Here is a 22,834-nt window from a genome sequence, read left to right as displayed (position 1 = left end):
CCGTGATCTGGCGATGGCGCTCTCTGGCGTCATCGCCCGTGTTGACCGAATCTGAACAAGCATCGCCATGAAAAAACTGATCCAGACCCTGAGCCTGACCGCGTGCGCCACCCTGGCGCTGAGCGCTTGCAACAAACCTGCCGAGAAACCCTCCGCCGAGGTGTTTACCAGCGGCATGAACCAGTACCTGGCCCAGAAGGGCCATTTCTGCCTCGACAAGACCGACTGGCCGATCAATATCACGCCGAACCAGGCCGCCGCCGCAGAACGCGATGCAGTACAACTGCCGGTACTGCAGCAGATGGGGATCGTTGCCGAGAAAGACGTGATGGTCCGCTACGACAGCCCGGGCAAATCAGAAGTGATCTCGACGCATCAGTACTCGCTGACGCCAGAAGGGCAGAAGTACTACCTCAAGCAGGATTTCACCTATGCCCGGCCGGATGGCAGCAAGGCCACGCGCCATGGGGATCTGTGCGCAGCCTCGCTGACGCTGGACCAGATCGTCGGCTGGGAGCCGCCGCATGACGAGAACGGCCACCCGACCACTGCAGTCACCTACACCTACAAGGTGGATGCCGCGCCGTGGGCCAAAGACCCGGCCATGGTGCGCGTGTTTCCGATGCTGGCCCGCATTGTCCAGGGTGATCGCCAGATGCAGTTGAAAGAGGTCTTCACCTTGACCGACAAGGGCTGGAAGTCGGTTGATCTGATGTAAGTACGGCAGGGTGCAGACAGCAAAAAAGCCGCCATGACTGGCGGCTTTTTTTCCGGGGTGACCGGGCACTTAGCGCGAGATAAACCGCCGCTCGCGTATCCATTTGGTCGCCACCCATTTCTCGCCCTTCAAAACCGGCGCACTGGCATGCAGTGAGGCCGGATCGATCTGCCCGGCTGCGTTGCCATATTCAAAGTAAATGGCATTGCCCAGTTGCGGCGTAATGGCCCAGCCGGTATCGGGAAACACCGTTTCGCCGCCGGCCAGTACATCGTTCAGGTAGATCACAATGGTGATGATGCGCTGCCCGCTGCGGGTAATGGATTCGGCATTGGCCACGTTGCTGGGCGTCAGATAATCATAATGCGGCGCGCTGCCGGCGCCGGTGCGGTAATGCAGAATCTGGAACCCTTCGCCGTTCTCTACCGGCAGGCCGGTCAGCGTGGCCAGGCGACGGTCCAGTTTCTCCAGCAACGGCGTTTCCATCAAACGAAAGAACATGCCTTCACTGCTGCGATGATCGGCCACGACATCCATGCCGGTGGCCGGGTCAACCACGGTGGACGGACGCAGGCGCGGGCGGGCCAGGTCGATCAGTTGCTCGGCCTCACGTGCGCTGACCACATTGCCTAGCACGGCAGAGGTCGGCTTGCTCATGCGCGACAAAATGCGGATTTCACGATCGCCGCACGTCACCACCGGGCAGGCCGGCAAACGGCACGGATCGGCCTGATACGCCGGCGGCGCCAGCAACAACTGCCCGTCAGGCAGCGGGGAGCCCGCAATCAGCGCCTGCATGACGGCGTTGACCATCGCACTCGCCAACTCCTCGGTCACATTGTTGCTGGTCAGTTCGCGCACAACATCCGGCGCGGCGCAGCCACGCTGCAGATTACTGATGATCCAGTCACGCACCGGATTGGGAAAAGGAACCGTCAGGGACATAAAGCGCGCATCCAGTGCTCAGGCAAACCAGCATATGCTGGCGATGCGCCATTTTATGAACCCTCCATGACAACTTTGAGAAACCGTCAGCCAGTGTGGTTAACGGTTGCGATAAGCGCAAAAGCCGGGTTTGGGGCCGATCTTGGGGTGATTGCGGCAAGTATTGGGGCGCCGGTCATACACGGTGCACAGGCGGGTTTCGGCATCCAGATAAATGCAGTCGCCGCTGCTACGCTGAGCCAGGGTAAACACGCTGGTCTTGAAGTTGAAATGCCGGATGACCCGCGCTTTCTCCAGCCGTTTGGCAATGTTCTTGGGCGCTTCATGCTCCGCCTCAAACGGATCAACCACTCCGATACGCACCAGATCCGGCAGCTTGACTTCAACCGGCATGGTGCAACAGGTGGCCTGGCAGTCCATGCACATGGCCTGCTTGTAGCGGGCCCAGGTGTCCAGGTTTTCCAGGGTAGAGATGTGGTAGAGCTTTTTGTGAGGTACGACGGGCATGACATCGGCACAGTGAATCGCAAACGGGCGTCACGATAGCATGCGGCGGGCAGGGGCGTGGTGCGGAGTGCCGAAAGGTATCAGCCAACAAAAAACGGGAAGCCAGGCTTCCCGTTTTTTGTTGCAACCACGCCAGCGATCAACGCGTGACCGGCTTGTAGCGGATGCGCTTGGGCTTGGCGCCTTCTTCGCCCAGACGCTTTTTCTTGTCGGCTTCGTATTCCTGATAGTTGCCGTCGAAGAATGTCCACTGGCTGTCGCCTTCGGCCGCCAGAATGTGCGTGGCGATCCGGTCCAGGAACCAGCGATCGTGGCTGATCACAAACACGGTGCCGGCGAATTCCAGCAGCGCGTCTTCCAGCGCACGCAGGGTTTCCACGTCCAGATCGTTGGACGGTTCATCCAGCAGCAGCACGTTGCCGCCCTTCAAGAGCGTCTTGGCCAGATGCAGACGGCCGCGCTCGCCACCGGAGAGCATGCCGACTTTCTTCTGCTGATCGCCACCCTTGAAGTTGAAGCGGCCCAGGTAGGCGCGGCTGGACATCTCGAACTTGCCGACCTGGATGTTTTCCAGACCGCCAGAGACGTCTTCAAACACGGTTTTCTCGGCTTCCAGACCTTCGCGCGATTGCTCGACAAACGCCATCTGCACGGTCTGGCCGATCTCGACTTCACCGGTATCCGGCGCTTCTTTGCCGGCGATCATCTTGAACAGGGTGGATTTACCGGCACCGTTCGGGCCGATAATGCCGACGATGGCACCTGCCGGCGCAGCAAAGCTCAGGTTGTCGATCAGCAGACGATCGCCAAAGCCTTTGGATACGCCCTTGAATTCAATGACCTTGTCGCCCAGACGCTCGGCCACAGGAATGAAGATTTCCTGGGTTTCGTTACGCTTCTGGTGCTCAAAGCTGGAGAGTTCTTCAAAGCGGGCAATCCGCGCCTTGGACTTGGCCTGACGGCCCTTGGGGTTCTGGCGAACCCATTCCAGTTCTTTGTTCAGCGCTTTCTGGCGGGCCGATTCAGTGGCTTCTTCCTGCTTCAGGCGGTCTTCCTTTTGCTCCAGCCAGCTGGAGTAATTGCCCTTCCAGGGAATGCCGTGACCACGGTCCAGTTCCAGAATCCACTCGGCCGCGTTGTCCAGGAAATAGCGATCGTGGGTCACGGCCACGACAGTACCCGGGAAACGCACCAGGAATTGTTCCAGCCATTCCACCGATTCTGCATCCAGGTGGTTGGTCGGTTCGTCCAGCAGCAGCATGTCCGGCTTGGACAAGAGCAGCTTGCACAGTGCGACGCGGCGCTTTTCACCACCGGAGAGATTGCCGATTTTTGCATCCCACGGCGGCAGGCGCAGGGCGTCAGCGGCCAGTTCCAGTTGCAGCGCGGTGTTGTCGCCGGCACCGGCAGAGATAATGGCTTCGAGGCGGGCCTGTTCTTCGGCCAGCGCGTCAAAGTCGGCATCGGGTTCGGCGTAGGCGGCGTAGACCTCTTCCAGACGCTTTTGCGCGTCCATCACTTCGCCCATGCCGCTTTCCACTTCCTCGCGCACGGTTTTTTCGGCATCCAGCTTCGGTTCCTGTTCCAGATAACCGATCTTCACGCCGGCCAGGTGTTGCACCTCGCCGTCATATTCCTTGTCCACGTTGGCCATGATGCGCAACACGGTGGACTTACCCGCACCGTTCAGACCCAACAGGCCGATCTTGGCGCCAGGAAAGAAAGAGAGCGAAATATCCTTGATGATCTGACGCTTGGGCGGAACGATTTTGCTCACGCGGAGCATGGACATCACATATTGGGCCACGGGTTACGACTCGCTGATTGGCAAATGCGGCAAGTTTAACATTGTGCGCGAGTGAGGAGTGAGGAGTGAGGAGTGAGGAGTGAGGAGTGAGGAGTGAGGAGTGAGGAGTGAGGAGTGAGGAGTGAGGAGTGAGGAGTGAGGAGTGAGGAGTGAGGAGTGAGGAGTGAGGAGTGAGGAGGGGGAGGCGTGCATACCTTTGCCTCGTCATTCCTGCGCAGGCAGGAATCCAGCACGCCCACCGCAGGTGGGCTTTCTCAGGCAAACCATTTTCCGTGCCTTCGGCACAATCGTTTACATCTGGATTCCGGCCAGAGGGCCGCCGAGGTCAGGTATGACGAAGTGGTGGGGCGCATGAACGTGGTGCGGTGTGTGAAACAGCAGTTGCACCCGGCAAACCCCGCCATACACTCTGCACACCTCACACCTCACACCTCACACCTCACACCACGCTCAATATCCCCATCATGCCGCGGTCTTCGTGCTCCAGAATATGGCAGTGGAACATGCGCGGGCCGGCTTGTTGCTGCACCACGTGGATCAACACCGTTTCGTTGGGCCGCAGGTTGATGGTGTCGCGCCAGGCCAGGAAGGGCTCCGGGATGGTTTGGCCATTACGGGTGCGGCTGGCGACCTGGAACTGCGTGCCATGCAAGTGGAAGGGGTGATCCATGTCAGAGTCATTGACCAGCGACCAGGCTTCGACTGCGCCGCGCTGGCTGAGCAGATCAACGCGGTTCATGTCGTAGCTTTTGCCGTTCACCAGCGGTGTCATGCTGTGTACGCCGCCGGCCATGCTCATCTGTTCGCTGAACACCACGCGCTTCTGGACGCCACCCGGGGTGAGCGGGGTGATCTGGCGCAAGTGTGACGGAATGGGTCGTGTGGCGCCGCCGCTGAGCGCGATTTTGGCCAGGGTCAGTGCCTGTGGCGCCGGCGCGTCGCCCATCAGGCCGCGATCATAAGCAAGTGCCTGCAGATCAACCGGGCCGTCGCCCATCACCACAATTTCGGCCCGCTCGCCCGGCGCCAGCAACAGCTGGGTAATGGCGCGCGCATGTTCCAGCAGGCCGCCATCCGTACCCACCAATCTGAATGGCTGACCACCCAGCGACAGGTTGAGATAACGCGCATTGCACATATTCCACAAGCGCCAGCGCTGCATGCCGTCAGCGGTGATGACGGGCTGCAAGGCCCCGTTGATCAGCACAAACTGGCCCTCACGCCCGTTCATCCAGTCCATGTCGTTATTGCCGGCAATCTTGCCATCAGCCCCCAGCTTGAGATCGGAGAACACCAGATGCTGCTCGGGCATGCCCACCAGCGGGTCGCGCCGCGAACGGACAATCAACGGGCCGGCCAGGCCCATATAGGCTTGTTCGGCGGTGTGGCCATGCGGGTGCGGGTGATACCAGTACGTCCCCGCGCTGCCGGCGGGCAGAACAAAGCGGTAAGTGCGCTCGGTCCCGGGGGCGACTTCATCGCCCGGATTGCCATCTTGCGCCGGCGGCACCGGCAAGCCGTGCCAGTGGATGGTCGTGGGCTGGGTCAGCTGATTGACAAGGCGGATTTCCAGCACATCGCCTTCATAGACTTCGATCAGCGGGCCCGGTGTCTGGCCGTTGTAGGCCCAGACCACGGTATCGAGCCCCGGCTTGAATTGCACGGTGCGCGGGGCGGCGGTCAGGGTGGCCTGGAACTGCCCGGCCGGATTGGACTGGTTTTTCAGTTTCTGCAAAGCGGGCAAAGCGCGGCCGGCCGGCATGTCCGCCACGGGCAGTAGCGGCGTGTTGTCGGCGGGCGCCATGGGCATGCTCATGTGCCCGGCGTGCGGGTCTTCTGCCGCCCAGGTGTGTGGGGCGAGTGCCAGCGTGCCTATGGTGAGACCACCTAACCGCAAAAAGCTTCGACGATCCATTCTTTTACTCCGTCGGGGCAGGTTCATATCCGCCCCGTGATGGTTCAAGACAAAACGGGTTAAAGGCGCGCGATCAGAAGCGGCCGAACTCGGTGGTCGGCTGGCTGTTCGCTGTTTTAAGCGTGTACACCGGCAAGGTGCCCGGTTTTTCTTCACCCATGCCTGGCGAATTCATCGGCATGCCGGGCACGCTGATCCCGACAATGGCGGGTTTCTTTTGCAGCAACTGTTTAATGGCCGCAACCGGCACGTGGCCCTCTACGGTATAGCCGGCTATGCGCATGGTATGACAACTGGCGGCATTGGCCGAGCCATAACGCTGGCGGATGGCGCCCATGTCAGCAGCGTTTTCTGCCTTGACGCTAAACCCGGCCGATTTCAGATACGCAATATAGGCTTCGCAGCAGCTGCAGCCGGCATTTTTGTAAAGGGTGACAGCGGTACCGGCTTGCGCCAGTGCGGTGGCGCTGGCCAGCGCCAGAACCAGAAGATGTTTTTTGAACAACATGATGACTCCTTGTCACCGGCGCACAGCAGCGCCGGCAAGCTGAACCGGCACGCACGGATTACGCACGTGCAGCAGAACAATCGAACGACTTGATTGAGACAGGTTCAGACCAGAGTACGGGGAGGGGGTAAGGGCGGCGCGATGTACCAGCTGACCCGCACCAGCAGCAGCGAAGACTGGCGCACGGCAGTGCCAGACCAGAGTGGCGCGGTCAGCGCCGGGCTGGTCAAGGCGCCGGGCGTCATGCTGCAGAAGGTGTTGTCGCAGCACGGGCTGCTTGTGGCGTGGTGTTCTGGCGCTGCTGGTGGCGCAGCGTCATGGCAATGGCTGCATGGATCTGCCGCCTGGATCATGGGCACGGCATGCGCTGGCGCAATGCGCGGCTGTGCCGGTGCAAAACCGGAAACCAGCAGGCAGAACGTCAGCAAAAGCATGCGCCACATTGTGCATACACCCAAGGGAGAATGCGCGTCACTGTATACCCCACCACCGTACCGGTAAAGCCGGCTGTGAAATAGTGGCATTCGGGTTTACAGATACCCCCTTGGGGCATAATATACCCCCTATAGGTATGTAAAGCGGAGACCACCATGGATGTATCACTCCCCATCAGCGGCATGACCTGCGCCGCCTGCGCGGGCCGGATCGAGAAAGTCATCGGCCGGCTGGAGGGCGTGAGCGCCGAGGTGAATCTGGCCACTGAAACCGCCAATGTCTCGCTGGCAGATGGCAAAGCCGTCCCTGATGTGATCGCCGCCATTCGCAAGGCCGGCTATGACGTCAAACCCGCCCAGACACAACTGGCGCTGCAAGGCATGACTTGCGCCGCCTGCGCCGCACGGATCGAGAAAGTGCTGAACCGCCTGCCCGGGGTGAGCGCGAGTGTGAACTTTGCGACGGAAACCGCGCTGGTCGAGCAACCCGCTGGCCTGTACCCCACCGAAGCGCTGATCCAGGCCGTGCGCAAGGCCGGTTACGATGCGCACGAAATCAAGGCCGACACCGACCCGCATCCCGCCGGCAACGGCGCTTCGTTCTGGCAATGGCTGGCGCCGGCGCTGCTCACTGCCCCTTTGTTATGGGAAATGCTGGCCATGACCGCCGGTTGGCACGCGCTGATGGTGCCGCGCCTGTGGCAAATGGGGCTGGCTACGCTGGTGCAGTTCGGTTTTGGCTGGCGCTTTTATCGCAGCGCCTGGCACACGATCAAAGGCGGCGGCGCCAATATGGATGTGCTGGTGGCGCTGGGTACCAGCGTTGCCTGGCTGTTCAGCGTGGTTGTGGTGCTGCAAGGGCACACTGATCTGCCGGTGTATTTTGAGGCCAGCGCGGTGGTGATCACGCTGGTGTGTCTGGGCAAATGGCTGGAAGCACGCGCCCGGCACAAGGCATCGCAGGCCATGGGCGAGTTGCTGCAATTGCAACCGCGGGATGCCCGGGTAGAGCGCGACGGTCAATTGCTTGAGGTCCCGGTTGATCAGGTGAAGGCGGGCGAGATTGTGATCGTGCGCCATGGCGACGCGATTCCGGTAGACGGCGAAGTCATCAGCGGCGAGGCCGTGGTGGATGAAAGCATGCTGACCGGCGAAAGCGTGCCCGTGGCCAAATCGGCGGGCGCCCAGGTGTTTGCGGCCACTCGCAATCATGATGGCATGTTGCGTATTCGCGCTACCGGGGTGGGCCAGCAAACCCAACTGGCAGAGATCGTACGGCTGGTGGCGGCAGCGCAGGGTTCCAAGGCCCCGATCCAGCGGCTGGCGGATCAGATTGCCGCCGTGTTCGTGCCGGTGGTGTTGCTGATCGCGCTGGGGACTTTCCTTGTCACCTGGTGGCTGAGCGGCTTCACCCCCGCCATGCTCAATGCCGTGGCAGTGCTGGTGATTGCCTGCCCGTGTGCGCTGGGCCTGGCGACGCCGTCGGCGGTCATGGTCGGCGTGGGCCGCGGCGCGCATCTGGGTTTGCTGTTCCGCAATGCCGCCGCGCTGGAACACGCCGCGCATCTGGATACCCTGGTGCTCGACAAGACCGGCACGCTGACTGAAGGCAAGCCGGGTGTACGCTCGGTTCACGTACTGGCCGGGCAGCTTGATGAGAACACCTTGCTGCAATGGGCCGCCAGTCTGGAAGCCGGCAGCGAACACCCGCTCGCCCGGGCCTTGCTGAGTGAAGCCGCACAGCGCCAGCTTGCGCTGCTGCCGGTGACCGGATTTGCGGTGACGGCCGGGCAGGGCGTGACGGCCACCTTGCCGGATGGCACCACCCTGCGTGTGGGCCGGGTGGACTGGGCTGGCGATACGGATGCAACCATCCCCCCGGCACGGCAGGATGAAACGCTGATCGGCATCGGGCGCGATCAACAATTGCTGGGCGTCGTGGCCCTGGCCGACACCGTGCGCCAGACCTCCAGCGCTGCCGTGGCTGCTTTGCAGGCCCAGGGCATTGACGTAATCATGCTGACCGGCGACAACCAGAGCACGGCGCAATGGGTGGCGCAGGCCACCGGCATCAAGACAGTACATGCCGAGGTCTTGCCGGCCGGCAAGGCGGACGTGATCCGCGCGCTGGCGGCCAGCAACAAACACGTGGCGATGGTGGGCGATGGCGTCAACGACGCCCCCGCGCTGGCACTGGCCGAGGTCAGTTTTGCCATGGGAGCCGGCAGCAATGTGGCGATTGAAGCCGCGGATGTTACCCTGATGCGCAATGATTTGATGGCCGTATCGCACGCCGTGGCCCTGGCGCGCGCCACCTTGCGCAAGATCAGGCAGAACCTGTTCTTTGCCTTTATCTACAACACGCTGGGTATTCCGCTGGCCATGTTCGGCCTGTTGAACCCGGCTATTGCCGGCGCCGCCATGGCGCTCAGTTCGGTGTCAGTGGTCAGCAACGCGCTGCTGTTGCGGCGCTGGCAGGCACCCCGTTCTTCTCAACAATAAAGGAGTTCTGATCATGCAAACCGCAATCCTCAAGATCAATGGGATGAGCTGCTCGGGCTGCGCAGGTACTGTAAGCCGCGTGCTCAAGAATATCGAAGGCGTGCAAAGCGCCGCCGTCAATCTGGATGCCGGCAACGCGCAGGTTGAGTTCGACCCCGCGCTCACCGGGCCGGATGCATTCAAGACCGCCATCGAGGACGCTGGCTATGACGTCGTCTGACCTGAACGCGCCGCATTGTCATGCGGTGCCGGAGGCGGGCGACAAGACCGCCGTGCAACCAGACAAAAAGCGTCTGGTCAGCCGCCTGAACCGCATTGAAGGCCAGGTGCGCGGCATTGCCCGCATGGTGGATGAAGACCGCTACTGCGTGGATATCCTGACCCAGTTGGGGGCGATCCGCGCCGCGCTGGATGGCGTGGCCATGCAATTGCTGGAAAACCACGCCAACGGCTGTGTGGCCAAGGCCATTGGCGCCGGCAAGGGCGAGGACGCCATTGCCGAGCTGATGGACGTGGTCCGCAAACTGAAAAGCTGAGGAGCCCGCGATGGATCGACCACTCTGGCAAGTAACCCGCAGCGTGTATCTGGCCGGGCCGGCCACCGAACCACAACTGGCTGCGCTGCGCAGTACACCAGGCGTGAGCAGTGCAGAGGCGGCAGGCAAGCGTCTTGCCGTCACCTATGACGTGCGCGCTGTGCATTACGGCGCGCTGGTCGCGCTGGCCGGGCAAAGTGCAGGTGGCTGGGTCACCCGTATCCGCACTGCATGGTTTGGCAATCTGGACCGCAACCTGGCCGATACCTTGCAAGCCAAAGCCGGTGCCTGCTGCAACCAGCCGCCGGTAAAGCGTTGAAATCTAGGTGATATATATCATGCCGCCAGTCGGTCACCCCCACGGCAAGGGCACAAGCGCGTAGGATTGCGTTTTTTGTGTCCGGCCGCCCGCCTGAGGCGGCCTTTTGGGTGGAGTGGCGGTTTTGGCTGTGTTTTCGCTGGCGCAGTGCCTGGGTTATCTGGTTTTTGCTTTTTCCATAGCCGGTTTCCTGCAAAAAAAGGATCAACGCTTCAAGCTGTTGATGACCTTGCAGTCCGCGACGTATGCCATCCACTTTGCCTTGCTGGGCAACCCGGCGGCGATGACCAGCGCGGGTATTTCCAGCGTACGCATGCTCACATCCATGCGTAGTCAGTCGCCCTGGCTGGCCGCCGTGTTTGTCGCACTCAATATCGGGCTGGGTCTGTATGTGGCCAGCGGCTGGCACAGCATTGTGCCCATTCTGGGCGGCACGCTGGGCACCGTGGCGGTGTTCCTGTTCAAGGGCATTCCCATGCGCCTTTTGATTCTGTGCAGCACGCTGCTGTGGCTGGGCAATGCGTTTTTGTCCGGCTCGATTGGTGGCGTGATGCTGGAAACCACCTCCGCCACGCTCAACATCATCACCATCTACCGCTTGTTCGCCGCCCGCCGCGCGGCCGTGCCGGTGGCTGAATCCGCTTAAGCGGCCAGCGCCGACAACCGGGTCAGCGCGGCATTCAGCGTGCTGTCTTGCTTGGCAAAGCAAAAGCGCACCAGCTTGTGGTCACGCCCGTCGCCATAAAACGCCGACACCGGAATGCTGGCGACGCCATGCGTCACGGTGAGCCAGCGAGCGAACTCGACCTCTGATAAATCCGGCCGGATCTGCCGGTAATCTGCCAACTGGAAATACGTGCTCTGGCTGGGCTTGAGCAAGAACCCGGCACGCTGCAAACCCGCCGCCAGCAGATCGCGCCTGGCCTGGTAGAACGCGGGCAATTGCTGCCAGTGCGCGGGCTCGGCCAGATACTGCGCCAGCGCATGCTGCGTGGGCGTGTGGACAGAGAACACCAGGAACTGGTGCAGCTTGCGGAACTCTGCCGTCAGCGCGGGCGGTGCCACGCAATAACCGATCTTCCAGCCCGTGGCATGGAAAGTCTTGCCGAAGGAATACACCGCAAAACTGCGCGCCCGCAGTGCCGGATGTGCCAGCACGCTACGGTGTTCAATGCCGTCGTAAACCAGATGTTCGTAGACTTCATCGGCCAGCACGATCAGGTCATGCGCCTTTGCAATGGCGGCCAGCGCGTCCAGATCGGCCCGGCTGAAGACGCTGGTCGCCGGGTTGTTAGGATTGTTGACGATGATCAGCCGCGTGCGCGGCGTGACTGCGGCGCGCACCTGATCCCAATCCACCACAAAGGCGGGTGCGGCAAGGCTGATGCGCACGGGCAGCGCGCCCTGGGCACGGATGGCGGGCGCGTAGCTGTCATAAGACGGATCAAGAATGAGGGCCTCATCGCCCGCATGCAGCACGGTGGCAATGGCGGTAAACAGCGCTTGGGTTGCCCCGGCGGTGATGGTGATCTCCGTATCCGGGTTCACTGTCACGCCCCGGCTTTGTGCCAGTTTGGTGGCCAGCGCCTGACGCAATGCCGGCAGGCCCGGCATGGGCGCGTACTGGTTGTGGCCGGCCAGCATGGCCTGATGCACGTCTTCCAGCAGTTCAGGCGCGCAAGGGAAGTCCGGAAAACCTTGCGAGAGGTTGATCGCGCCGTGTTCGGCAGCAAGCTGGCTCATCACCGTAAAAATGGTGGTGCCGACATCGGGCAGTTTGGAAACAAGCGCCATGGTGCAGTCCGTTCAGTGGAACGGGCATATTAACCCGGCTTGTTGGAATGATTGGCGCTATGTGATGCGCAGTGTCTGAATCACGCAGCAACAAGCCGATTAACAACCCCAGCCTGGAAAAGAACCAAATCCGCAGTGGTTTATCCGCGCCTGGTTGCTAACCACAATGAAGTTTTTCAACCAGGCAGGGAGCAAGAGCATGAAAGTCATGGTGATTGGCGCGACGGGTACCGTCGGCAAGGCGGTGGTCGCGGCGCTGGAAACGCGGCATCAAGTGCTGCGAGTGGGCCACAGCAGCGGCACTGAGCAAGTGGATATCACCAGTGCCCAGAGCGTGCGCGCGTTGTTTGAGCGGGTGGGGCAGGTAGATGCCATTGTGGTCACCAGCGGTGAACTGCACTTTGGCCCGCTGGTTGAAACCACGCCGGAGCAGTTCCGCAAAGGCATCGACAGCAAATTGATGGGGCAGGTGAACGTGGCGCTGATTGGTCAGCATTATCTGCGCCGTGGTGGTTCTATTACGCTCACAAGCGGCATTGTGGCGGATGAGCCGATTGCGCAGGGCTTTAACGCCACCACGGTCAATGCGGCAGTGGAAGGCTTTGCCCGTGGTGTGGCGGTGGATGCCTGGGGCGCGTTCCGTATCAACGTGGTCAGCCCGACCATGCTGACCGAATCACAAGACGTGTTCGGTGCGTTCTTTCCCGGGTTTATCCCGCAAGATGGCGCGACCGTGGCACAAGCCTACGTGCGCAGCGTGGAAGGCCCGCAAACCGGGCGCGTCTACAAAGTATTCTGAGGGTCTGGTTGCGATGGCAGGCGCCACAAAACAAAACGCCCCGGCAGCACCGGGGCGTTTTTGTGTGCATCACACAGCGCTTATTTCTTGCGCTTGGGGATGTACAGATCGGTGATCGAACCATGGGCAATTTCTGCGGCCATGGCCACGGTTTCCGACAAGGTCGGGTGCGCGTGGACGGTGCCGGTGATGTCGCTGATGTCTGCGCCCATTTCGTAGGCCAGCACGGCTTCACCCAACAATTCACCCGCGTTCACGCCGACAATGGCGGCGCCGAGGATCTGGTGGCTTTCCGGATCGAACAGGATCTTGGTCAGACCGTCATCACGGCCATTGCCCAGCGCACGGCCAGACGCCGCCCACGGGAACACGGCCTTTTCATAGGCAATGCCCTTGGCCTTGGCTTCGGTTTCGGTCAGGCCCATCCACGCCACTTCCGGATCGGTATAGGCAATGGACGGAATCGCGCGGTAATCCAGATAGCTCTTTTCACCGGCAATGACTTCGGCGGCGCACTTGGCTTCATGCGTGGCTTTGTGGGCCAGCATCGGGTTGCCGACGATATCGCCAATGGCAAAGATGTGCGGCACGTTGGTGCGGCACTGGTTGTCGACCGGAATGAAACCACGCTCGTCAACGCTGACACCGGCGTTTTCTGCGCCAATCAGCTTGCCATTCGGACGGCGGCCGACGGCGACCAGCACCTTGTCGTAGGTTTGCGGCTCTTTGGGCGCCCAGTCACCTTCGAACGTGCAGCGCAGGCCCTCAGCGGTCGCTTCCACTTGCGATACCTTGGTCCGTACCATGACCTTGTAGCGCTTGCCGATACGATCGGTCAGCACTTTCACCACGTCACGGTCAGCACCCGGAATCAGGCCATCGCCCAGTTCCACCACGCTGATTTCAGTACCCAGCGCGCCATACACGCAGGCCATTTCCAGACCGATAATGCCGCCGCCCACCACCAGCATCTTTTTCGGGATGCCTTCGAGCTTGAGCGCGCCGGTCGAGGTAATGACGCGCGGATCATCATACGGATAACCCGGAATCTTCAGCGCGGTAGAACCGGCGGCGATGATGGCGTTCTTGAAACGCACGGTCTTCACCGAACCATCGGCCGCGGTCACGTTCAGGGTGTACGGGCCGGTAAACTGGCCTTCACCGGTCAGGACGCTCACCTTGCGTTGCTTGGCCAGGCCCGACAAGCCCTTGGTCAGACGGCTGACGACGCCATCCTTGAAGCCGCGCAGCTTGTCGATGTCGATCTTGGGCGCGCCAAAATCAATGCCGTGTTCGCGCATTTCTTCCGCATCGGTCAACACCTTGGCCACGTGCAGCAGGGCCTTGGACGGGATACAACCGACGTTCAGACACACGCCGCCGAGCGAGGCGTAACGCTCGACCAGCACCACGTTCTTGCCAAGGTCAGCCGCGCGGAAGGCACCGGTATAACCGCCAGGGCCAGCGCCCAGCACCAGCACGTCACACTCGACCACATCACCTGCCACAAGGGCAGGTTGGGCGCCAGCGGCGGGCTGCGAGGCCGACGAAGCCATTTGCGGCGACGGTGCAGCAGCTGCCGGCGCCGGGGCGGGAGCCGGGGCAGCAGCGGCTGCGCCAGCGGTCTCCAGCGTCAGCACAACGCCGCCTTCAGAGATCTTGTCGCCAACCTTGACGGCCACGGACACCACCTTACCCGCGTGGGTAGACGGCACTTCCATGGTGGCCTTGTCGGTTTCCAGCGTGATCAGCGATTGTTCTTTCTCGATCACGTCACCGGCTTTGACAAAGACTTCAATGATGTCGACGTTCTCATGACCGCCGATATCGGGAACTTTGATTTCTACAGTGCTCATGGGGACTCCCAGTGAGGGGTGAGGAGAGAGGAGTGAGGTGTAGAACCGCACTCCCCGGATGAGGTAAAGCGCGGGTTTTCACCTCACGCCCTACACCTCACGCCTCACTCATTACAGTATCAGGCGACGGATATCGGCCAGCAGCTTGCCAAGGTGCACGGTGAAGCGCGCAGCGGCGGCGCCGTCGATCACGCGGTGATCAAACGACAGTGACAGCGGGCACATCAGGCGCGGCTCGAATTCCTTGCCGTTCCAGACCGGCTTGATCTGGCTCTTGCACACGCCAAGGATCGCCACTTCAGGTGCATTGATGATCGGCGTGAAGCTGGTGCCGCCAATGCCGCCCAGGCTGGAGATCGTGAAGGTAGCGCCTTGCATGTCGGTCGGCTTGAGTTTGCCTTCGCGGGCCAGACCGGAGAGTTCGGTCAGTTCCTGGGCAATCTGTTTCAGACCCTTCTTGTCGGCATCCTTGATCACCGGCACAACCAGACCGTTCGGCGTGTCTGCCGCAAAACCGATGTGGTAGTACTGCTTGAGCACCAGGTTGTCGCCATCCAGGCTGCTGTTGAAGTTGGGGAACGCCTTGAGTGCTTCGGCGGCGGCCTTGATGATGAAGGCCAGCGGCGAAATCTTCAGGCCGCTCTTTTCCCATTCCTTGCCCACGGTCTTGCGGAATTCTTCCAGCTCGGTGATATCGGCTTCGTCGTTGAACGTGACGTGCGGAATCATCACCCAGTTGCGGCTGAGGTTGGCGCCGGAAATCTTCTGGATGCGCGACAGCGGCCTGGTTTCGATCGGGCCGAACTTGGCAAAATCGACCTTCGGCCACGGCAAGAGATCCAGACCCACGCCAGACCCACCGGCCGGGGCTGCGGCTGCCGGTGCAGCGGCTGCGCCAGACAGCACGTTCTTCACATAGCCACGCACGTCTTCATGCAGGATACGGCCCTTCGGACCGGTGCCCTTCACTTTGGACAGATCGACACCCAGTTCGCGCGCGAACGAGCGCACGGACGGGCTGGCATGGGCTTTGCGGAAACCTTCTTCATCAAACTTCACGCTGGCCGAGGCCGCCGGAGCCGGTGCGGGCGCGGCAACGGCAGGGGCCGGCGCGGGGGCTGCTTGCGGTGCCGGGGCCGGGGCGGCCGCAGCGGGGGCAGGCGCCGGTGCGGCAGCAGTTGCGCCAGCACCCTTGATGGTCAGGATCAGCGCGCCCTGGCCTACTTTCTCGCCCACTTTCACGGCAATGCTTTCCACCACGCCAGCGGCGGTGGACGGCACTTCCATGCTGGCCTTGTCCGATTCGAGCGTGATCAGTGAGTCATCCAGGGCGACGGTATCGCCCACCTTGACGTTCACTTCAATGATTTCAACGGCGTCGAAGTTGCCGATATCCGGCACGTGTACTTCGATGCTTTGCGCGGCAGCCGGTGCAGCAGCGGGTGCCGGTGCCGCTTGCGGAGCAGGCGCAGCAGGCGCCGGTGCGGCCGCTGCCGGAGCAGGGGCGGGCGCCGGCGCAGCGGCAGCAGCGCCACTGGCTTCGATCAGGACGATGACGTCGCCTTCGGATACCTTGTCGCCGACCTTGACCTTGACTTCCTTGACCACGCCAGCGTCAGTCGCCGGCACTTCCATCGTGGCCTTGTCGGTTTCCAGGGTGATGAGGGACTGTTCCTTCTCGACCACATCGCCCGGCTTGACCATCACTTCAATGACATCGACACCATCGTGGCCGCCGATATCAGGAATCTTCAATTCAATCATGAGATGAATCCTGTGAGGGGTGAGGGATGAGGAGTGAGGGGTACCCACTCCTCTTGAGCGCGTGGTGTGGGGGCGGGTTTGTCACCGCAGCCCTCACACCTCACGCCTCACGCATTTACACCGTCCAGGGCGCCGGACGATCCACTTCGATGCCGTACTTGGCGATCGCTTCGGCTACCTTGGTCAGCGGCAGCTTGCCTTCGTCGGCCAGGGCCTTCAGTGCGGCAACGGCGACGTGGTAGCGGTCCACTTCGAAGAACTTGCGCAGTTGCTGGCGGCTGTCCGAACGGCCAAAGCCGTCGGTGCCCAGCACGACGTAACGGCCAGGGACGTATTCACGGATCTGGTCGGCGTAGCTGCGCTTGTAGTCGGTCGCGACGATGGTCGGGCCAGCGGCATCTTTCAGGCAGCGGGTCACGTAGGCTTCGCGGGCCGGTTCGGTCGGGTGCAGCATGTTGTAGCGGGCTGCGGCCATACCGTCGCGGCGCAGTTCGTTGAAGCTTGGTGCGGACCAGATGTCCGATTCGACACCGAAGTCGTTCTTCAACAGTTCTGCAGCGGCGATGACTTCGCGGAAGATCGTGCCCGAACCCATCAGCTGAACGTGCAGATCACCCTGGGCTGCGGCCGGACGGAACTTGTACAGACCCTTGATGATGCCTTCTTCCGCACCTTCCGGCATGGCCGGGTGGGCGTAGTTCTCGTTCATCACCGATAGGTAGTAGTAGATGTTTTCCTGGTCCTGATACATCCGCTTCATGCCGTGCTGGACGATCACTGCCAGTTCATAGGCAAAGGTCGGATCGTACGACACACAATTGGGGATGAACTCGGCAAACTGGTGACCGTGACCGTCCTGGTGCTGCAGGCCTTCGCCGTTCAGCGTGGTGCGGCCAGAGGTACCGCCCACCAGGAAGCCGCGTGCGCGCAAGTCGCCTGCGGCCCAGGCCAGATCGCCAATACGCTGGAAGCCGAACATCGAGTAGTAGATGTAGAACGGGATCATCGTTACGCCGTGGTTGGCGTAAGCGGTGGCCGCGGCAATCCAGTCGGCCATGGCGCCGGCTTCGTTGATGCCTTCCTGCAGAATCTGGCCGGTGGTCGATTCCTTGTAGAACATCAGCTGGTCAGCATCTTGCGGCTCGTACAGCTGGCCGACGTGGCTCCAGATACCCAGTTGGCGGAACATGCCTTCCATACCAAAGGTACGGGATTCGTCCGGCACGATCGGCACCACGCGCTTGCCAATGTTCTTGTCCTTCACCAGCGCGGTGAGGATACGCACGAAGGCCATGGTGGTGGACATTTCGCGCTCGCCAGAGCTTTCCAGCAGCGTCTTGAAGGTGTCCAGCGCCGGCACTTCCAGCGACTCATTGACCGGGTTGCGCGACGGCAGATAACCACCCAGCTCGCTGCGGCGCTCGTGCATGTACTTCAGTTCCGGTGCGTCGGCAGCCGGCTTGTAGAAGGTGGCAGAGCGGGCTTCTTCATCCGACAGCGGAATGCGGAAACGGTCACGCAGATGCAACAGGTCATCCGGCGAGAGCTTCTTGGTCTGGTGCGCCACGTTCTGCGATTCGCCCGCAGCGCCCATGCCGTAGCCCTTGACGGTCTTCACCAGCAACAGGGTCGGCTGGTTCTTGTGCTCGGACGCGGCCTTGTAGGCGGCATAGACCTTGTGCGGATCATTACCGCCACGGGTCAGGCGCCAGATGTCGTCGTCGGACATGTTGGACACCATGTCCAGCAGTTCCGGATACGCGCCGAAGAAGTGCTTGCGCACGTAGGCGCCGTCTTTGGACTTGTACGTCTGGTACTCGCCATCGACCACTTCCATCATGCGTTTTTGCAGCAGGCCCTTCTTGTCCTTGGCCAGCAGGGCATCCCAGCCCGAACCCCAGACCACCTTGATTACGTTCCAGCCGGAACCACGGAAGTCGCCTTCCAGTTCCTGGATGATCTTGCCGTTGCCGCGCACCGGGCCGTCCAGACGCTGCAAGTTGCAGTTGATCACGAAAATCAGGTTGTCCAGCTTTTCACGGCCGGCCAGCGAAATCGCACCCAGCGATTCCGGTTCATCCATTTCGCCGTCGCCGCAGAAGCACCAGACTTTACGATCGCCTTGCTGCTTGAAGCCGCGGTCGTCCAGGTACTTCATGAAGCGGGCCTGGTAAATGGCCATCAACGGGCCCAGACCCATCGACACGGTCGGGAATTGCCAGAAGTTCGGCATCAGCCAGGGGTGCGGATAGCTGGAAAGGCCACCGCCGTCCACTTCCTGACGGAACTTCAGCAGTTGTTCTTCAGTAATACGGCCTTCCAGGAAGGCGCGCGAGTACATGCCAGGCGCGCTGTGGCCCTGGAAGTACACCAGGTCACCACCGTGATTGTCGCTGGCGGCATGCCAGAAATGGTTCCAGCCCACGTCGTACAACGTGGCTGCAGAAGCGAAAGAGGTAATGTGGCCGCCCAGATCGCCGTTGATCTTGTTGGCGCGAACCACCATGGCCGCTGCGTTCCAGCGGGTGTAAGAGCGAATGCGCTCTTCATAAGTGTGGTCACCCGGGCTACGTGCTTCCAGGTGAACCGGGATCGTGTTGATGTACGCGGTGGTGGCGGTGTAGGGGATGTTTACACCGTCTTCACGGGCGTGCCCGATCAGTTTTTCTACAAGATAGTGCGCGCGTTCGGCACCTTCGTTCTCAAGCACGCCATCCAGCGCATCCAGCCACTCACGGGTCTCTTGAGGGTCCTGGTCATGAATCTGCTCTGCCATTGCCATACCTTTTGATGGATGTAGTTAATGCTGCCCGGGTTTACGTATCCAGTCCGGTGCGTCGCCTGACTTATGGTCGGGCGATTCCACATTTCCGCGTTGCGGTGTAGTTATCTTTTGAATCGGAGGTGATACAGCGGCACCGGCCTTGGGCTGGTGCCGCCGTGCTACTGCTTAGCGCGGGTTATTGCGCTTGTAGTAGTTGATGAGACCGTTGGTGGAAGCGTCGTGGGTGCTAGTCAGGCCCGGGGTGGTCAGTTCACCCTCAATGGCTTTGGCCAGTTGCTTGCCCAGTTCCACACCCCACTGGTCGTAGGAGTTGATGTTCCAGACCGTGCCTTGCACCATGATCTTGTGCTCATAGAGCGCGATCAGCGCACCCAGACGACGCGGCGTCAGGCGCTGGATCAGGATGGAGTTGGTCGGGCGGTTGCCTTCGAAAATCTTGTGCGGGGTCAGCGCATCTTGCGCTTCGCCGGTGATGCCTGCCTTGGTCAGTTCGGCGCGCACTTCGGCTTCGTTCTTGCCGCGCATGAACGCTTCGGTCTGCGCAAAGAAGTTGGCCATCAGGATGGTGCTGTGCGGCTCCGGAATTTCCGGGTGTTCAATCGACGCGATAAAGTCGATCGGCACCAGTTGCGAGCCTTGATGCAGCATCTGGTAGTAAGCGTGCTGGCCATTGATACCTGCATCGCCCCACACTACCGGGCCGGTCGAGTAATCAACGCGGTTGCCGTCCAGGTCTACCGTCTTGCCGTTCGATTCCATGTCCAGTTGTTGCAGGTACGCCGGGAAGCGGTGCAGCGACTGGTTGTATGGCGAAATCAGGTGTGTGGCGGCGCCAAAGAAGTTGATGTACCACACGCCCAGCATGCCCATGATCACCGGCAGGTTCTGTTCGAGCGGCTTGTTCTTGAAGTGCTCGTCCATGGTGTAGGCACCATGCAGCAAATCCTGGTAATCGTGCTTGCCCAGGTAAATGGCAATGGGCAGACCAATGGCCGACCACAGGCTGTAACGACCGCCAACCCAGTCCCAGAACTCGAACATGTTGTCGGTGTCGATGCCGAATTCGGCAACCGACTTGGCGTTGGTCGACACCGCCACAAAGTGCTTGGCGATGTGGGCTTCGTTACCGACGCGATCCAGGAACCACTTGCGCGCAGTGCGGGCGTTGGTAATGGTTTCCTGCGTGGTGAACGTCTTGGACGCGATGATGAAGAGGGTGGTTTCCGGATTCAGCTTCTTGAGCGTGGACACCACCTGGTCGCCGTCAACGGTCGACACAAAGTGCATGGTCAGACGCTGGTGACCGAAGTCTTTCAGCGCATTACAGACCATGACCGGGCCCAGATCAGAGCCGCCAATACCGATGTTCACGATGTCGGTGAACGCCTTGCCGGTGTAGCCGACGCGCTCGCCAGAACGGATCTCGTCGGAGAACTTGAACATCTTCTCCTTGACCGCGTTGACCTTGGGCATGACGTCTTCGCCGTCGACCATGATCGGGTTCTTGTCGAGATTGCGCAGGGCAATGTGCAGCACGGCGCGATCTTCGGTGACGTTGATCTTTTCGCCAGAGAACATGCGCTCGATCCGCTTTTGCAGACCGGACTCACGCGCCAGGTTCAGCAACAGCGACATCGTTTTTTCAGTGACGCGGTTCTTGGAGTAATCGAAAAACAGACCACCCGATTCCAGCGAGAACTTCTCGAAACGCTGGGGATCGTTGGCAAACAAGTCACGCATGTGCAGCGGCGAGACTTCTTTGAAATGTTCCGCAAGGGCAAGCCAGGCGGGCGAGCTGGTCAGCTTGGACATCGTATTTCCTTTCTTCCTGTGGCTTCACGTCCGCTTGCCTTGAGGGTGGCGGACTCTGGTTTGAAGACCTGTTTTACACGCTAGGCGCTAGTGGGTACGACTAGTACTGCAAGAGTCGATTCTGTGACCGCCGCAGCCGGTTGGCACACCGGTTGCCGCAGCAGGTTCATGCATCAGTGATCGTGGCCGCGCACACGCTTTTCTTTCATGTTGCGCTTCATCTTTTCCAGCTGGTCGATCAGCTCCGGACCGCGCTTGAGCGCAACGCCGACAGCCAGCACGTCGATGATCACGAGGTGAACAATGCGCGTGATCATAGGAGTGTATAGGTCAGGATCTTCCATTGTGTCGGCATAAAGGCAAAGAGAGCAGCGTTTTGCCAGTGGCGACTTCGAATGGGTGATGCCGATGACATCAGCGCCGGCGTCGCGGGCGATCTCGACCGAGCGGATCATGTCCAGCGTACGGCCCGAGTTGGACACCGCCACAACGGCATCGCCCGGCTTGAGCATGGACGCGCTCATGCCGTGCATGTGCGGATCGGTATACGCCACGGTCGGAACACCGAGGCGGAAGAATTTGTTCTGCGCGTCAATGGCCACAGCGCCAGACTGGCCCTGGCCCCAGACTTCGATCTTGTGCGTGTTGGAGAGCACCTTGATGGCTTTTTCCAGCGCTTCGGTATCGAGTTCGTTACGGCAACGCAACAGGTGCGAGATGTTGTTGTCGAACAGCTTCTTGGCCAGATCGTGCGCCGAGTCGTCTGCCGACACCATGGAGTGCACATACGGCACGCCGGACACCAGGCTGCGGGTCAGGCGCAGTTTGAAATCCTGCAGACCCGAGCAGTTGAGCGAACGGCAAAAACGGATGACCGTGGGTTGCGATACGTCCGCGAGGTCCGCAATTTGCGCGATCGGCGCATTCGCCACCAGATTGGGTTGGGCCAGCACCAGTTCGGCTACTTTGCGTTCCGACCGGGACAAGCTGTCGATCATCGTTTTGATGCGTTCGAGCATAGGCGTCTCACTCCATCTCTTTGTAGGGCCATGGGCTGCCTTTTGGGTAACACCACTGCCGATTATGGATACGGGGCCCTGTTACAGGCCCCATATCGGAAAATGGCCGGTCAGGCCGTCCAGTAAACCAGTTTCTGGCCGGTTACTGCATCCAGCACGCGGCGGATCGGGTACTGTGCCGTGACGGGTTTGTCTTGTGTCAGGGCGGTTTGCAACAGGGTTTTCTTGCCTTCGCCGGTGATGTGGACGATCACTTCACGCGCTTTGGCAATGGTCGGCAGCGTCAGCGTGATGCGCTTGTGCGGCGCAACCGGCGGCGTCACCGCAGCGACCAGATCGGTCGACGCGCAAGCGGCTTCCAGTTCTGCAGCATCCGGGAACAGCGAGGCCGTATGGCCATCATCACCCATGCCCAGGATCAGCACGTCAAACGGCGCGGGCAGGGCGGCAAAACGGGCTTCGATCTCGGCCTGGCCTTCGTGCGGGGTGGCCGCAGAAGAAACCGGAGAGACGAAATGGGCAGCAGCGGCGTTGCCTTGCAACAGGTTCTGGCGCACGGTGCGCTCGTTGCTGTCAGCGTGATCAACCGGCACCCAGCGTTCATCGACGAGGGTAATCCAGACCTTGCTGAAGTCCACGGCGGATTCACTCAACGCCTTGAACATGCCAGCCGGGGTGCGGCCGCCGGACACAGCCAGCGATGCCTTGCCACGCGCAGCGATCGCGGCGTTCAGCGCCTTGGCGATATCGGCGGCGAGGCCTTGATCCAGTTCATCTTTGCTGGCGAATTCATGCCACTGCAGGGACATTGTTG

20 protein-coding genes are annotated in these 22,834 nt (G+C 61.0%); 7 read left to right on the top strand and 13 right to left on the bottom strand.

The genetic code is table 11. The annotated features are described in order from the left end of the window. Window positions 1–67: 67 nt before the first annotated feature. Window positions 68–718 (top strand): SEN1982 family lipoprotein, encoded by a 651-nt coding sequence (locus IEX57_RS16085; RefSeq protein WP_188705432.1) that lies wholly within the window; start codon window positions 68–70, stop codon window positions 716–718. 69 nt (window positions 719–787) lie between these two features. Here the strand turns inward: IEX57_RS16085 and IEX57_RS16080 are convergent, their stop codons facing one another. The 6 genes from IEX57_RS16080 to IEX57_RS16055 form a co-directional block, all read right to left on the bottom strand. Beyond that, window positions 788–1,663 carry a 2OG-Fe(II) oxygenase gene (locus IEX57_RS16080; RefSeq protein ID WP_188705430.1) on the bottom strand — a complete coding sequence of 292 codons (876 nt, stop codon included), beginning with the start codon at window positions 1,661–1,663 and terminating at the stop codon, window positions 788–790. Window positions 1,664–1,762: 99 nt separating this feature from the next. After that, entirely contained in the window at window positions 1,763–2,170 is a 408-nt protein-coding gene (locus IEX57_RS16075) for a YkgJ family cysteine cluster protein (protein WP_188705429.1), read from the bottom strand. Between the two features lie 139 nt (window positions 2,171–2,309). Next, the gene (ettA, locus tag IEX57_RS16070) at window positions 2,310–3,962 is read right to left on the bottom strand and encodes an energy-dependent translational throttle protein EttA (RefSeq protein WP_268238363.1); all 1,653 of its coding nucleotides are present in this window, start codon (window positions 3,960–3,962) and stop codon (window positions 2,310–2,312) included. Between the two features lie 454 nt (window positions 3,963–4,416). Further along, window positions 4,417–5,892 carry a multicopper oxidase family protein gene (locus tag IEX57_RS16065; protein ID WP_188705427.1) on the bottom strand — a complete coding sequence of 492 codons (1,476 nt, stop codon included), beginning with the start codon at window positions 5,890–5,892 and terminating at the stop codon, window positions 4,417–4,419. 73 nt (window positions 5,893–5,965) lie between these two features. Then, entirely contained in the window at window positions 5,966–6,400 is a 435-nt protein-coding gene (locus tag IEX57_RS16060) for a DUF411 domain-containing protein (protein ID WP_188705426.1), read from the bottom strand. Between the two features lie 104 nt (window positions 6,401–6,504). Beyond that, window positions 6,505–6,843 (bottom strand): hypothetical protein, encoded by a 339-nt coding sequence (locus IEX57_RS16055; protein WP_188705424.1) that lies wholly within the window; start codon window positions 6,841–6,843, stop codon window positions 6,505–6,507. A gap of 147 nt (window positions 6,844–6,990) precedes the next feature. On the opposite strand from IEX57_RS16055, the gene IEX57_RS16050 reads away from it, so the two are divergent. The 5 genes from IEX57_RS16050 (at window position 6,991) to IEX57_RS16030 (ending at window position 10,837) form a co-directional block, all read left to right on the top strand. After that, window positions 6,991–9,336, top strand: a complete 2,346-nt coding sequence (locus IEX57_RS16050) for a heavy metal translocating P-type ATPase (protein ID WP_188705422.1) — start codon at window positions 6,991–6,993, stop codon at window positions 9,334–9,336. Window positions 9,337–9,349: 13 nt separating this feature from the next. Next, the gene (locus IEX57_RS16045; protein WP_188705420.1) at window positions 9,350–9,556 is read left to right on the top strand and encodes a heavy-metal-associated domain-containing protein; all 207 of its coding nucleotides are present in this window, start codon (window positions 9,350–9,352) and stop codon (window positions 9,554–9,556) included. After that, window positions 9,543–9,872, top strand: coding sequence for a metal-sensitive transcriptional regulator (locus tag IEX57_RS16040; protein WP_188705418.1), 330 nt, complete (start codon window positions 9,543–9,545; stop codon window positions 9,870–9,872). Before IEX57_RS16045 ends, IEX57_RS16040 begins: the two co-directional genes overlap by 14 nt. Before the next feature lie 10 nt (window positions 9,873–9,882). After that, the gene (locus IEX57_RS16035; RefSeq protein ID WP_188705416.1) at window positions 9,883–10,191 is read left to right on the top strand and encodes a hypothetical protein; all 309 of its coding nucleotides are present in this window, start codon (window positions 9,883–9,885) and stop codon (window positions 10,189–10,191) included. Between the two features lie 130 nt (window positions 10,192–10,321). Next, the gene (locus IEX57_RS16030; protein WP_229709079.1) at window positions 10,322–10,837 is read left to right on the top strand and encodes a YgjV family protein; all 516 of its coding nucleotides are present in this window, start codon (window positions 10,322–10,324) and stop codon (window positions 10,835–10,837) included. Here IEX57_RS16030 and IEX57_RS16025 read toward each other — a convergent pair. After that, on the bottom strand, window positions 10,834–11,985 hold the full coding sequence (locus IEX57_RS16025) for a methionine aminotransferase (RefSeq protein ID WP_188705412.1): 1,152 nt from the start codon (window positions 11,983–11,985) through the stop codon (window positions 10,834–10,836). The two genes, IEX57_RS16030 and IEX57_RS16025, sit on opposite strands and share 4 nt — an antisense overlap. A 199-nt stretch (window positions 11,986–12,184) precedes the next feature. On the opposite strand from IEX57_RS16025, the gene IEX57_RS16020 reads away from it, so the two are divergent. Continuing rightward, window positions 12,185–12,784: a short chain dehydrogenase gene (locus IEX57_RS16020; protein WP_188705410.1), complete on the top strand. Its 600-nt coding sequence runs from the start codon at window positions 12,185–12,187 to the stop codon at window positions 12,782–12,784. An 80-nt stretch (window positions 12,785–12,864) separates the two neighbouring features. Here IEX57_RS16020 and lpdA read toward each other — a convergent pair whose 3' ends face one another. The 6 genes from lpdA to pgl all read right to left on the bottom strand — a co-directional run bounded on the left by lpdA (window position 12,865) and on the right by pgl (window position 22,829). Then, window positions 12,865–14,640 carry a dihydrolipoyl dehydrogenase gene (lpdA, locus tag IEX57_RS16015; RefSeq protein ID WP_188705408.1) on the bottom strand — a complete coding sequence of 592 codons (1,776 nt, stop codon included), beginning with the start codon at window positions 14,638–14,640 and terminating at the stop codon, window positions 12,865–12,867. 111 nt (window positions 14,641–14,751) lie between these two features. Further along, window positions 14,752–16,404: a dihydrolipoyllysine-residue acetyltransferase gene (aceF, locus tag IEX57_RS16010; RefSeq protein WP_229709065.1), complete on the bottom strand. Its 1,653-nt coding sequence runs from the start codon at window positions 16,402–16,404 to the stop codon at window positions 14,752–14,754. Between the two features lie 115 nt (window positions 16,405–16,519). After that, window positions 16,520–19,180, bottom strand: coding sequence for a pyruvate dehydrogenase (acetyl-transferring), homodimeric type (aceE, locus tag IEX57_RS16005; protein ID WP_188705406.1), 2,661 nt, complete (start codon window positions 19,178–19,180; stop codon window positions 16,520–16,522). 174 nt (window positions 19,181–19,354) lie between these two features. Continuing rightward, the gene (gene pgi / locus IEX57_RS16000) at window positions 19,355–21,001 is read right to left on the bottom strand and encodes a glucose-6-phosphate isomerase (RefSeq protein ID WP_188705405.1); all 1,647 of its coding nucleotides are present in this window, start codon (window positions 20,999–21,001) and stop codon (window positions 19,355–19,357) included. A gap of 173 nt (window positions 21,002–21,174) precedes the next feature. Next, window positions 21,175–22,020 carry a transcriptional regulator HexR gene (gene hexR, locus IEX57_RS15995; protein WP_184102198.1) on the bottom strand — a complete coding sequence of 282 codons (846 nt, stop codon included), beginning with the start codon at window positions 22,018–22,020 and terminating at the stop codon, window positions 21,175–21,177. Window positions 22,021–22,130: 110 nt separating this feature from the next. Continuing rightward, complete coding sequence (pgl, locus tag IEX57_RS15990) at window positions 22,131–22,829, bottom strand: 6-phosphogluconolactonase (RefSeq protein ID WP_188705403.1); 699 nt, start codon at window positions 22,827–22,829, stop codon at window positions 22,131–22,133. Window positions 22,830–22,834 lie beyond the last annotated feature (5 nt).

Source organism: Silvimonas iriomotensis (assembly GCF_014645535.1).
In the GTDB taxonomy this organism is placed as follows: Bacteria; Pseudomonadota; Gammaproteobacteria; order Burkholderiales; family Chitinibacteraceae; genus Silvimonas; species Silvimonas iriomotensis.
The sequence above is the reverse complement of the archived record's forward strand: the minus strand, read 5'-3'. Positions and strand labels throughout refer to the sequence as shown.